This is a genomic window from Cupriavidus sp. GW821-FHT07C08 (genome assembly GCF_059419025.1).
Map to the genome: position 1 here is coordinate 158,326 of NZ_JBWKQZ010000013.1, position 12,744 is coordinate 171,069.

Genomic DNA, 12,744 nt, shown 5'->3' on the forward strand with positions numbered 1-12,744 from the left:
GCGCTCCTGTGGCGTGCGTGTCACCCTCGCCGGGTGCCGCAAACGTGGCGGGAACGGAGGATGGCAGGATGAAGGGAATCGTCGCCCGAGCCGATCGGGGTCTTGGCAGGTTGCCAATGCAATCGCATGCGCCGCGTGCAGTCCTGGCCCTGGTGGCCACGCTTGGAGTCCTGGCAGCCGGCGGCGCGCAGGCCGCGCAGGTGACGCGCTTCTCCCCCGAAGGCACGGTCGGGCAGGTCAGGCAGGTGGCGATCCGCTTCGACGAGGCCATGGTGCCGATGGGCGACGTCCAGGCCACCGCGCCCGCGGCGGTTTCCTGCACCGGTGCCGGCACCGGCGGGCAGGCGCGCTGGATCGATGCGAAGAACTGGGTCTACGACTTTGCCAGCGACCTGCCGCCGGGGGTGCGCTGCACCGTGCGCATGCGTACCGGCCTGCGCAGCGTGGCCGGCACCGCCTATGCCGGCCGCCCGGAGTACCGGTTCGAGACCGGCGGCCCGACGGTCGTCTCCAGCCGGCCTGCGGGCGGCGAGATCGAGGAAGACCAGGTCTTTGCGCTACGCTTCAATGGCGCCGCCACCGCGGCCTCGGTGCGCGAACATGCCTGGTGCCAGGCGCAGGGGCTGGGCGAGCGCATCCCGGTGCGCCTGCTCGCCGGCAAGGAGCGCGATGCCGTGCTCGATGCCATCCACTGGGAACGCATTGCCAAGCAGGCGCCAGATGCCGTGCACCTGCTTGCCTGCCAGCAGCGGCTGCCGGCCGCGGCGCGGGTGCAGCTGGTGCTGGGCGCGGGCATTGCCACGCCCTCCGGCGTGGCTACGCGCGACGAGCGCCGCTTTGACTACACCGTGCGCGAGCCCTTCACCGCCAGCTTCAGCTGCGAGCGTGAACACGCGCAGTCGCCGTGCACGCCGCTGCGGCCGATGTCGGTCAGCTTCTCCTCGCCGGTGCCGCGCAAACTGGCCGAGAGCGTGGTGCTGAAGACGCCGTCCGGCCCGCGCGCCCCGCAATTCGATCCCAACCTGGCGCCGGACGCCAGCGTCAGCGCGCTGACCTTTGCCGCGCCGTTCGCGGAGAAGGCCCAGTTCACCATCGAAGTGCCGCGCAACCTGAAGGACGACAGCGGCCGCACGCTGGCCAATGCCGACCTGTTCCCGCTCAAGGTGGCGACCGCATCGATGCCGCCGCTGGCCAAGTTTGCCGCGGCGCCGTTTGGCGTGGTGGAACGCTTCGGCGAGCTGCCGCGCGGCAAGGCGCCGGCCGACTACCCGCCGCTGCTGCCGGTGACGCTGCGCAACGTCGAGGCTGACCTCGCCGTGCGCGGCGTGCAGGCCAGGGCCGGCACCGTGATGAAGCTGCGCGTGGACGACGACACGGCCGTGATGCAATGGTTTGGCCTGGTGCGCCGCATGCATGAGGCTAGCTATACCCGGCCCGAGCTCGACGCCGTGCTGGCGGGCCGCTCGCCGTATCGCGTCAACAACCCGCGCAATGCGGTGTCGATCGAGACGCGCTCGGTGTCCCTGCTCGAGCGCGCCCCCGGCGTGCAGAAGCTGGCCGTGCCCAAGCCTTCGGGCGATGCGCCGCGGCCGTTCGAGGTGGTGGGCATCCCGCTGCCGGAACCGGGCTTCCATGTGGTGGAGATCGCCTCGCCGATGCTGGGCGAGTCGCTGCTGGGCAAGCGCGCGCCGATGTACGTGCGCACCGCGGCGCTGGTTACCAACCTGGGCGTGCATTTCAAGCTGGGCCGCAGTGCCGGCAATGAAGACGATGGCAGCCGCAGCGGGCTGGCCTGGGTCACCGCGCTGGACGACGGCAAGCCGGTTGCCGATGCCGCCGTGGCGGTGCGCGACTGCAGCGGCCGCCTGCTGGGCGAAGGCCGTACCGACGCCAGCGGCGTGGCGCGCTTTGCCAGGCTGGCGGCCGCGCCCGAAGGCGCCTGCGACCAGAACGGGCTGTCGGGCTATTTCGTCTCGGCCCGCATCGGCGTCGGCCATCCGCAGGCGCGCGGCAAGGCCGACATGGCCTTCGTGATGTCAGACTGGAACCGTGGCATCGAGACCTGGCGCTTCAATGTGCCGACCGACACCAGCACCGCACCCACGGTGCGCGCCCACACCATCTTCGACCGCACGCTGCTGCGCGCCGGCGAGACCGTGTCGATGAAGCACCTGATCCGTGCCGAGACCGCGCAGGGCTTTGCCCTGCCGCCAGCCAGCCGCCCGCTGCCCACGCGCGTGGTGATCCGCCATGAAGGCAGCGGCCAGACCTACGAGCTGCCGCTGCAATGGCGCCAGACCGCGACCGGCGGGCGCAGCGCGGAGAGCACCTTCCAGGTGCCGCCGGCGGCCAAGCTGGGGGTCTACAGCGTGGAGCTGGAAACGCAGAAGGGCGATGGCGCGCAGGACAATGGCGGCGCGCGCAGCTACACCAGCGGCAGTTTCCGCGTCGAGGCATTCCGCTTGCCGGTGCTGGCCGGCACGCTGCAGGTGGCTGGCAAGGCGGGGGCCGTGGTCGCGCCTGCCGAACTGCCGGTCGGCGTGGAGATCCACTACCTGTCCGGCGGCGGCGCGGCCGGGCTGCCCGTGCGCGTGTCCGCGCTGCTGCGCGACAAATACGTCAGCTTCCCTGGCTATGACGAGTTCTCGTTCAATCCGCCGCGTGCCCAGCGCGAAAGCGCCAGCGGCGACGAGGAGATGGATGAGGACCAGCAGAGCGATGCCAGTGCCGACGGCCAGAAGCTGGTCGCCGACAAGCTGCCGGTGACGCTCGACAAGAACGGCAACGGCACCGTGACGCTGCGCAAGCTGCCCAAGATTGAAACCCCGCGCGACCTGCTGCTCGAAGCCGGCTTTGCCGACCCCAACGGCGAGATCCAGACGCTGCGCCAGACCGTGCCGGTGTGGCCGGCGGCGGTGGTGGCCGGCATCCGCACCGATGGCTGGGTCTCGGTCAAGCAGAAGCTGGCCGTGCACGGCGTGGTGCTGGACGTCAACGGCAAGCCGGTGGCGGATGCGCCGGTCAAGATCAACGCGAGGGCACGCATCACCACCTCGGCGCGCAAGCGCGTGGTGGGCGGCTTCTACCGCTATGACAACCGCTCCGAGACGCGCGACCTCGGCACCGTGTGCGAGACCCGCACCGATGCGCAGGGCCGTGCGCGCTGCGACGTGGCGCTTGAGCAGGCCGGCCAGATCGAACTGGTGGCAAGCGCGCGCGACAAGGACGGGCGCACCGCGCAGGCGGCGTCGACAGTCTGGGTCACGCGCCAGGGCGAGCTCTGGTTCGGCGGCGAGAACCATGACCGCATCGACCTGCTGCCGGAGAAGAAGTCCTATGCGCCGGGCGACACCGCGGTGTTCCAGGTGCGCATGCCGTTCCGCCATGCCACCGCGCTGGTAGCGGTGGAGCGCGAGGGCATCTACCAGACGCAGGTGGTCGAGCTGCATGGCAGCGATCCCACCGTGCGCGTGCAGGTGAAGCCGGAGTGGGGGCCCAATGTCTACGTGTCGGTGCTGGCCTTGCGCGGGCGCCTGCATGAGGTGCCCTGGTATTCGTTCTTCACCTGGGGCTGGCGCCAGCCGGGAGAGTGGTGGCGCGCGTTCCGCAGCGAGGGCCGCGAATACGCCGCGCCGACGGCGCTGGTGGACCTGTCCAAGCCGGCCTTCCGGTTGGGGCTGGCCGAGATCCGCGTCGGCAATGCGGGCCACCGGCTCGACGTTACCGTGACGCCGGACAAGGCCAGTTATCCGGTGCGCGGCAAGGCGCGCGTGGCGATCCAGGTGAAGCTGCCAGACGGCAAGCCCGCCGCCAACGGCGAAGTGGCGCTGGCCGCGGTGGACCAGGCGCTGCTGGAACTGATGCCCAACACCAGCTGGGACCTGCTCGATGCGATGCTGCAGCGGCGCGGCTACGGCGTGGAGACGTCGACCGCGCAGATGGAAATCATCGGGCGCCGCCACTACGGGCGCAAGGCGGTGCCGGCGGGCGGCGGCGGCGGCAAGAGCCCCACGCGCGAGCTGTTCGACACACTGCTGGTATGGAACCCGCGCGTGCAGCTCGATGCCGAGGGCCGCGCCAGTATCGAAGTGCCGCTCAACGATTCGCTGACCAGCTTCCGCATCGTCGCGGTGGCGGACCTCGGCCTCGGCCGCTTCGGCACGGGCAGCGCCACCATCGCCGCCACGCAGGACCTGCAGGTGATTTCCGGCCTGCCGCTGCTGGTGCGCGAGGACGACCGCTACCGCGCCATGTTCACGCTGCGCAATACCACCAGGCGCGCGATGACGGTGCAGGCCAGCGCGCGCGGCACGCTGCTCGGCAATGAGACCAGCCTGCCGGCGCAGACCGTGCAGATCCCTGCCGGCGAAGCGCGCGAGATCGGCTGGGACGTGACCGCGCCCGCGCTGCTGGCGTACTCGCGCAGCGGCACGGTGACGTGGGAAGTGCAGGCGAGCGAGCAGGGCACGGGTGGCGCGGCCGACCGCATCAAGGTGTCGCAGCAGATCGTGCCGGCGGTGCCGGTGACGGTGCAGCAGGGCACGCTGGCGCAGGTGTCGCCGTCGCTGTCGGTGCCAATCAAGGCGCCGCCGGGTGCGCTGGCGGATCCGGCGGGCAAGGTGCGCGGCGGGCTGCAGGTGAACTTCCAGTCGTCGCTGGCGGGCGGCATGCCGGGCGTGCGCGAGTGGTTCCGCAACTACCCGTTCACCTGCCTGGAGCAGCGCGCATCGAAAGCCATCGGCCTGAACGACACCGCCGCGTGGGACGCGCTGATGACGCAGCTGCCGTCCTATCTCGATGCCAACGGGCTGGCCTCGTACTTCCCGCTGAACGCCGATGGCGACTTCGGCAGCGAAGTGCTCACCGCCTACCTGCTGGCAGTCACCGACGAGGCCGCGCGCGCCGGGCTGGCGCTGCGCATCCCCGACGCGCAGCGCACGCAGATGGAGCGCGGGCTGACCGACTTCGTCGAAGGCCGCATCCGCCGCGACAGCTGGGCGCCGGTGGCCGGCACGCAGTACCTGGAAGCGCGCAAGCTGGCCGCGCTCGAGGCCCTGTCGCGCACCGGCCATGCGCAGGCGCGCATGCTGGGCTCGATCCAGATCCTGCCGGCGCAGTGGCCGACCTCTGCGCTGCTGGACTGGACCCTGCTGCTCACGCGCATGCAGGACATCCCGCAGCGCGAGCAACGCCTGGCCGAGGCGCAGCAGCTGCTGCGCTCGCGCCTGACGGTGCAGGGCACGCGCCTGGCGTTCTCCACCGAGCGCAACGACAACTGGTGGTGGATGATGGCCGGCGGCGACACCAATGCCGCGCGCCTGCTGGCGCTGGCGTCGGAACTGCCGGGCTGGAAGGAAGATGCGCCGCAACTGGCCACCGGGCTGCTGGGCCGGCAGGTGCATGGTGCCTGGGGCACCACCACTGCCAATGCCTGGGGCATGCTGGCGGTGACGCGCTTCTCGCAGGCGTTCGAGAAGACGCCGGTGGCGGGCACCACGCGGGCGAGCCTGAGCAACGCGGCCGACGCCTCTCGCAGTTTCGACTGGGCGCGCGCGCAGCGCACCGACGGCGTGGCCCAGGGCAGCGTTGACCTGCCGTGGCCGACCGGCGCCGACGGCGGCACGCTGCAGGTGGAGCACGCCGGCGCCGGCCATCCGTGGGCCACGGTGCGGGCGCTGGCGGCGGTGCCGGTTACCGCGCCGCTGGCCGCGGGCTACCGCATCAAGCGCACCGTGACGCCGCAGGAGCAGGCGGTGAAGGACAAGTGGTCGCGCGGCGATGTCTACCGCGTCAAGCTGGAGATCGATGCGCAGGCCGACATGACCTGGGTGGTGGTCAGCGATCCGGTGCCTGCCGGCGCCACCATCCTCGGCAGCGGCCTGGGCCGTGACTCCCAGATCGCGACGCGCGGCGAGCGGCGCAAGGGCGCGGCCTGGCCGGCCTACACCGAGCGCACGCCGCAAGCCTACCGCGAGTACTTCGGCTATCTGCCCAAGGGCACGGTATCGGTCGAATACACGGTGCGGCTGAACAACGCCGGCGACTTCGCTCTGCCGCCCACGCGCGTGGAGGCGATGTATGCGCCCGACGTGTTCGGCGTGGCGCCCAATGCGCGACTGGCGGTGGGGGCGCGCCCATGAGCTGGCTGTCGATGATGATGCCGGCACGCGTGCGCGAGTGGTGGATCGCGGGCACGCTGGCCGGCATCATCTACGGCGCGTTGCTGGTGCAGGTGGCGATCGAGCTGCCTGACGGCGCGCCGCTGACCGGGCATATCGCCATGCAGCCCGCATGGAAGACCGCGATGGCGCTGCTGCTGGCACGCGCCGCGTGGTTTCACCGGCCGCTTGTGGAGCGCCGCTGGCTGGTCACGGCGCTGCTGTTCTCAGCCCTGGGCGACCTCCTGCTGGCGCTGCCGACGCTGACGTTTTCGTTCATGGGCGGGCTTGGCGCCTTCCTGCTCGCGCACCTGGCCTACCTGCGCGTGCTGGTGCCGCTGGCGGGCGACACGCGCCCGCACCGGCTGATTGCGTGCGGCGCCATGCTGGGCGTGGCGGGCACCATGCTGGGCCGCTTCTGGCCCAATATGGGCCCGCTGACGGTGCCGGTGGCGATCTACGTGGGCGTGCTTGCGGCGATGGCCTGCAGCGCGCTGGTGGCGCGCCTGCCCACGCCGCTGGCGGCGCTGGGGGCGCTGTGCTTTGCCGCCTCGGACATGATGATCGGCATCGCGCGCTTCCTGGTGCCGTTCGAATCCTTCCAGCTTGGCATCTGGTGGACCTACGCCGCGGCCCAGGTGCTGCTTGTGGCGGGCATCGTGGCGGGACGCAGGCAGGCATGAAGCAGCGCTGTATTCGCATGGTGCTGGTGACGGCGCTGGCCTGGTCCGCATCTGCCATGGCCCTGCCGTCCTTCGAGCAAGTCCGTACCGACTGGCGCAGTGCCGATGTGCTGGTGCTGGACCGCCACGGCGACACTGTGGGCCGCGTGCGCGACAACTTCCGCGCGCGCCGCGGCGACTGGGTCGCGCTGGCCGATACCTCGCCCGCGCTGCGCACTGCCATCGTGCTGTCGGAGGACCGGCGCTTCTATGCCCATAGCGGGGTCGACTGGCAGGGCGTGGCGGCCGCGGCCTGGGCCAACCTGTGGAACACGCGCACGCGCGGTGCCTCGACGCTGACCATGCAGCTGGCGGGCCTGCTCGATCAGGACCTGCGCCGGCCGGGCGCGCCGGGGCAGGGCCGCAGCTTCACGCAGAAGCTGGGGCAGGCCGCGGGCGCGGCGGCGCTCGAGCGCAGCTGGAGCAAGGATCAGATCCTGGAGGCCTACCTGAACCTGGTGCCGTTCCGCGGCGAGCTGGTGGGCCTGTCGGCGATGTCGCAGGTGCTGTTCGGCAAGTACCCGGAAGGGCTCAACGCGCGCGAATCGGCACTGGCGGTGGCGCTGGTGCGTGCGCCCAATGCCAAGGCCGCTCAGGTGGCAAGCCGCGCCTGCGGCATCCTGCGCGAGATGCGCCTGCCGCGCGAGTGCGATGGCCTGGAAGGCTTTGCGCAACTGGCGCTGCTTCGTACCGGGCCGGTGGCGCAGCGCGCCGCGGCGGCCGCGCCGTCGGCGGCGTCGCCGCAGCTGGCACCGCACCTGGCACGGCGCCTGGTCAGCGAGGCGCGCTCGCAGCTGGCTGCGGGCGTACCCATGCCTGCGCGCATCACGTCCACGCTCGATGCCCGCCTGCAGCGCGCGGCTGCCACCAGCCTGGACCGGCACCTGCGCGAACTGGCCGGGCGCAATGTCGAGGACGGCGCGGTGGTGGTGATCGACAATGCCAGCGGCGACGTGCTGGCTTATGTGGGCTCGTCGGGCACGCTGTCAGGCGCCGCGCAGGTGGACCACGCGGCGGCGCTGCGGCAGGCGGGCTCGACGCTCAAGCCCTTCCTGTACGAGCAGGCGCTGGAAGAGAAGCGGCTGACGGCGGCCTCGCTGCTGGACGACCGGCCGGTGAACCTGCCGGTGGGCGGCGGGCTCTACGTGCCGCAGAACTACGATCACCGCTATGCCGGCTGGGTCAGCCTGCGCGCGGCACTGGCCGCGTCGCTGAACGTGCCCGCGGTGCGCACGCTGGTGATGGTGACTCCGCACCGCTTCCACAAGCGGCTGGTGGCGCTGGGGCTGCCGCTGACCGAGGCCGGCGACTACTACGGGTTCAGCCTGGCGCTGGGCAGCGCCGACGTGTCGCTGCTGGCGCTGACCAATGCGTACCGCGCCCTGGCCAATGGCGGGCGTTACGCGCCGCCACGGCTGCAGGAAGGGGCCGCGGCCGCATCGATGACAGCGGTGATGCAGCCTGGCGCGAGCTACGTGATCGCCGACATCCTGTCGGACCGTCATGCGCGCGCGCGCACCTTCGGTCTGGACAGCCCGCTCACCACGCGCTTCTGGACCGCGGTGAAGACCGGCACCAGCAAGGACATGCGCGACAACTGGTGCATCGGCTGGTCGCAGCATTACACCGTGGGCGTGTGGGTCGGCAATGCCAGCGGCGCCAGCATGCACGAGGTCTCGGGCGTATCGGGCGCAGCGCCGGTCTGGCACGACATCATGGAAGCGCTGCACCGCACGCGCGCCAGCCAGGCCCCCGCCATACCCGCCGGCGTGCAGCGCGTGGCGCTGAGCTTCGGCGACGGGCTGGAGCCAGCGCGCGATGAAGTCTTTCTGGCTGGTACCGCGATCCGGCGCGTCAGCGTGAGTGCACCCGCGGCGCGCCCGACCGCACCCGTGATCGCCAATCCCGCCGACGGCACCGTGTTTGCGCTGGACCCCGACATGCCGCCCGCGGCGCAGCGTGTCTGGTTCCATGCCGAGGGCGTGGCCGGCCAGACCGCGCGCACGGTCAGCTGGCGCATGGACGGCAAGCCGCTGGGGCGCGGCGGCGAGGTGGCATGGCTGCCGTGGCCGGGGCGGCACCAGGTGGAGCTGCTCGATGCCTCAGGCAAGGTGGTGGACCGCATCGGCATCGAAGTGCGCGGCGCGTCGGTGCGCGCGCCTGTGCCTGCGGCTAAGCGCTGAGGCCGGCGCGCGCTTTCAGGAAATCGACGAATACGCGCAGCTTGGGCGGCATCAGCACGCGGCCCGGGTAGTACAGGTAGAAGCCGTCGAACGGCGGCAGCCAGGCGTCGAGCACCGTGACCAGCCGGCCGCTGTCCAGCGCCGGCTGGATATGGACCGGGAATTCGTAGATCAGCCCCATGCCGTCGAGCGCCGCCTGATGCAGCAGGGTCTTGTCGTTGGCGATCAGCGCGGGGCGCGTGGCCACGGTAACGGTGCGGCCGTCCTCGACGAACTCCCAGCGATAGACGCTGCCGTGCGGGCCAAAGCGGTACTGCAGGCCGGCATGCGCGTGCAGTTCGCGCGGATGGCGCGGCGTGCCATGGCGGGCAAAGTAATCGGGCGAGGCGGCCACCACCATGCGCAGCGGGCCGGTGACCGGGATCGCGACCATGTCGCGCTGCAGGGCCTCGCCCAGGCGCAGCCCCGCGTCAAAGCCTTCGGCCACCAGGTCGGCGAAGCGGTCGTCGGTGACCACGTCGACGGTGATGCCGGGGCAGGCGCGCATGAAGTCGGCCAGCAGCGGCCGCAGCACCAGCGCGCCGGCGGTGGTCGGGGTGGTCAGCCGCAGCGTGCCGGCGGGCATGTCGCGCTGCTGGCGGATATCGTCGGTGGCGGCGCCGATCTCTGCCAGCGCCGGCTCCACGCGCGCCAGCAACGCGGCCCCGGCTTCGGTCAGGCCGACGCTGCGGGTGGTCCGCTGCAGCAGCCGCACGCCCAGGCGCGCTTCCAGCTGGCGAATGGTCTGCGAGACCGCCGAGGGGCTGACCGCCAGCGCAGCCGCGGCGGCGGTAAAGCTGCCGAGCCGCGCCACGCGCGTGAACGCGGCCAGCGCGGGCAGGGAATCGATATCGATTGTGAAGTCTGGCTTCATGATGCATGCAGCGTAGCACGCTGTTTCCACGCGGGTCGAGTGCCCATACTTGCCCCATCCCATGCACCGCCGGTGCCCGACCGGCCAACAGGAGCCCTCGATGACTGCGAACGCCATTTCCACTCCATTCCGCCAGCTGGGCAAGACCGGTCCCAGCGTCTATCCGCTCGGCCTCGGCTGCATGGGCATGAGCGACTTCTATGGCGCGCATGACGACGCCGAGTCGATCCGCACCATTCACCACGCGCTGGAACGCGGCATCAACCTGCTAGACACCGCCGATATCTACGGCCCGCACACCAACGAGGCACTGGTGGGCCGCGCCATCGCCGGGCGGCGCGGCCAGGTCGTGCTGGCGACCAAGTTCGGCCTGGTGCGCGACCCGGCTAACCCGGCCACGCGTGGCGTCAATGGCCGCCCCGACTATGTGCGTGCCAGCTGCGAGGCCAGCCTGAAGCGGCTGGGCACGGACCATATCGACCTGTACTACCAGCATCGCGTGGATCCGGCCGTGCCGGTCGAAGAGACCGTGGGGGCCATGGCGGACCTGGTGAAGGCCGGCAAGGTACGCTGGCTGGGATTGTCCGAAGCCAGTGCCGCCACGCTTGAACGTGCCCACCAGGTGCACCCGATCACGGCGCTGCAGAGCGAGTATTCGCTGTGGACCCGCGACGCGGACGAGGACGGCATCCTTGCGGCCTGCGAGCGCCTGGGCATCGGCTTCGTGCCGTACAGCCCGCTGGGCCGCGGCTTCCTGACCGGCGCGATCCGCAGCCCGGAGGATTTCGACGAGGACGACTTCCGCCGCACCAACCCGCGCTTCATGGGCGAGAATTTCGCGCGCAACCTGGCACTGGTCGACAAAGTGGGCGAGCTGGCCGCGGACAAGGGCTGCACGCCGGCGCAGCTGGCGCTGGCCTGGGTGCTGGCGCGCGGGCCGCAGGTGGTGCCGATTCCCGGCACGCGCCGCATCGCCAACCTGGACGACAACCTCGGTGCGCTGGCGGTGCGGCTGGATGCGCAGGACCTGGCCGGCATCGACGCCGTATTCCCGGCCGGCGCAGCGGCGGGTACGCGCTATGCCGCACAGGTGATGGCGTTGCTGGCGCGCTGAAGCGCATGGCCGGGCATGCGCAATAATGGCGCTTCGCAACATCTTGCCGGAGCCAGAGCATGTCCCTCGTCCCCCTCGATGCCGCCAGCACGGCGGCGCGCCTGCCGTATCCCGAACTGGCGCATGCCATCGCCGGCATGCTGGCCGAGCTGCGCGACGGCACCGCCATGGCGCCGCCGCGCATTGCGCTGCCGGTGGGCGATGCGCAAGGTGGCGAAGGCACGCTGCTGGTGATGCCCGCGCGCAACCGCAGCCTGGTGATGACCAAGAACATCACCGTCCATCCCGGCAACCCGCAGCGCGGGCTGCCCAATATCCTCGGCGAGGTGGTGGTGGCCGACGCGCACACCGGCGAGCGCATCGCCATGCTCGACGGCCCCACGGTGACGGGACGGCGCACCGCGGCCGTGTCGCTGCTGGCGGCGCAGTGTTTTGCCGCGCGCACGGACGGCGAGCTGCTGGTGGTCGGTGCCGGGGTGCAGGCGTTGACGCATCTGGAGGCCTTCGTGGCCGGGCTGGGCGTGCGCAAGGTGTGGCTGCATTCGCGCACGCGCGACAAGGCCGACGCGCTGGCCGCGCACGCGCGCACGCTGGGCGTGGAAGCGCAGGTGGCCGAGTCAGTCGCGGCGGTATTGCCGCGTGTATCGATGGTGGCCACGGTCACGTCCAGCCGCAGCCCGGTGCTGCCGGACCTGGACAGCGGCCTCTGGCGCGACGATCACTTCATTGCGGCGGTCGGTGCGTTCCGGCCTGACATGTGCGAACTGCCGCCGGCGCTATGCCATGCGGCCGCGGATAGCGGCCGGCTGCTGGCCGATACCCTGTTCGGAATCGAGGACGAGGCCGGCGACCTGCTGCAGGCCGGCATCGACTGGGCCGAAGTGCAGCCGTTCGAGACCGCGATCCTGCAGGCCGATGCCATCCGTGCGCAGGCTGGCAGCCCGCTGGTGTTCAAGAGCGTGGGCTACGCGCTGTGGGACCTGGCCGCTTGCGTGCTGGCCAGCCGCGGCTGATTACTCGCCGCCGTCCCTGGCGCGCAGCCAGTCGCTGAAAAGCTCGCGCGCCGGCGCCAGGAAGCCGGCGATCGGTTCGCTGCGGTCGCTGGCATACCAGTGGCAGTAGCAGCCATGGATGGTCGCCACCATCAGGCGCGCCATCGGCGCGGGCAGTGGGCGCCCGGGTGCGGACAGCGCATCGACCAGGTCCTGCACATGCGCGTCCCAGCTGCGGCGGATCTCCTCGCGCACGCTGGGCGGCACGCTGCCTGAGAACAGCAGGGCCAGCACGACCCCCTTGGCTTCCGGATTGGCCGTGAAATAGTCGGCCACCCGGTCGAAGGCGTTTTCCAGCCGCCGCGCCGCGGTCTTGCCCTGGTGCGGCTCTGCGCTCAGCCCCTCGCCGATATCCCGGAACAAGCTGGTTGCGGCTTCCGCCAGCAGCATTTCCTTGCTGCCGAAATGCCACAGCAGGCTGCTCTTGGCCACGCCGGCCTCGGCGGAGATCTGGTCGAGGGTCACCTCGGCGTAGCCGTGCGCGCTGATCAGCCCGCGCGTCACGGCAATGACGCGTTCGCGGGTTTCCAGGCCGCGGCGGTTCTTGGTGACGGAGGCTGGAGGCTTTTGTGCGGCCGGGCGGGTCGGTGGCATGGGCGGGG

7 protein-coding genes are annotated in these 12,744 nt (G+C 71.2%); 5 read left to right on the forward strand and 2 right to left on the reverse strand.

The window, feature by feature from the left end; all coding sequences use genetic code 11:
- The first annotated feature begins 68 nt into the window (after positions 1-68).
- The 3 genes from AC07UK_RS18215 to pbpC are packed head-to-tail and all read left to right on the forward strand — an operon-like array spanning position 69 to position 9,063.
- Complete coding sequence (locus tag AC07UK_RS18215) at positions 69-6,140, forward strand: alpha-2-macroglobulin family protein (protein ID WP_494686544.1); 6,072 nt, start codon at positions 69-71, stop codon at positions 6,138-6,140.
- The gene (locus AC07UK_RS18220; protein WP_436222973.1) at positions 6,137-6,841 is read left to right on the forward strand and encodes a lysoplasmalogenase; all 705 of its coding nucleotides are present in this window, start codon (positions 6,137-6,139) and stop codon (positions 6,839-6,841) included. The genes AC07UK_RS18215 and AC07UK_RS18220 overlap by 4 nt, the downstream gene beginning before the upstream one ends.
- Positions 6,838-9,063, forward strand: coding sequence for a penicillin-binding protein 1C (pbpC, locus tag AC07UK_RS18225; protein WP_494686543.1), 2,226 nt, complete (start codon positions 6,838-6,840; stop codon positions 9,061-9,063). The genes AC07UK_RS18220 and pbpC overlap by 4 nt, the downstream gene beginning before the upstream one ends.
- Here the strand turns inward: pbpC and AC07UK_RS18230 are convergent.
- A complete protein-coding gene (locus AC07UK_RS18230) occupies positions 9,053-9,976 on the reverse strand; it encodes a LysR family transcriptional regulator (protein ID WP_436222971.1) in 924 nt (307 codons plus the stop codon). The two genes, pbpC and AC07UK_RS18230, sit on opposite strands and share 11 nt — an antisense overlap.
- A 100-nt stretch (positions 9,977-10,076) precedes the next feature.
- On the opposite strand from AC07UK_RS18230, the gene AC07UK_RS18235 reads away from it, so the two are divergent.
- Both AC07UK_RS18235 and AC07UK_RS18240 read left to right on the forward strand, forming a co-directional pair.
- A complete protein-coding gene (locus AC07UK_RS18235) occupies positions 10,077-11,090 on the forward strand; it encodes an aldo/keto reductase (protein WP_494686542.1) in 1,014 nt (337 codons plus the stop codon).
- Positions 11,091-11,149: 59 nt separating this feature from the next.
- A complete protein-coding gene (locus tag AC07UK_RS18240) occupies positions 11,150-12,103 on the forward strand; it encodes a delta(1)-pyrroline-2-carboxylate reductase family protein (protein ID WP_494686541.1) in 954 nt (317 codons plus the stop codon).
- Here AC07UK_RS18240 and AC07UK_RS18245 read toward each other — a convergent pair whose 3' ends face one another.
- A complete protein-coding gene (locus AC07UK_RS18245; RefSeq protein ID WP_436222968.1) occupies positions 12,104-12,736 on the reverse strand; it encodes a TetR/AcrR family transcriptional regulator in 633 nt (210 codons plus the stop codon).
- Positions 12,737-12,744 lie beyond the last annotated feature (8 nt).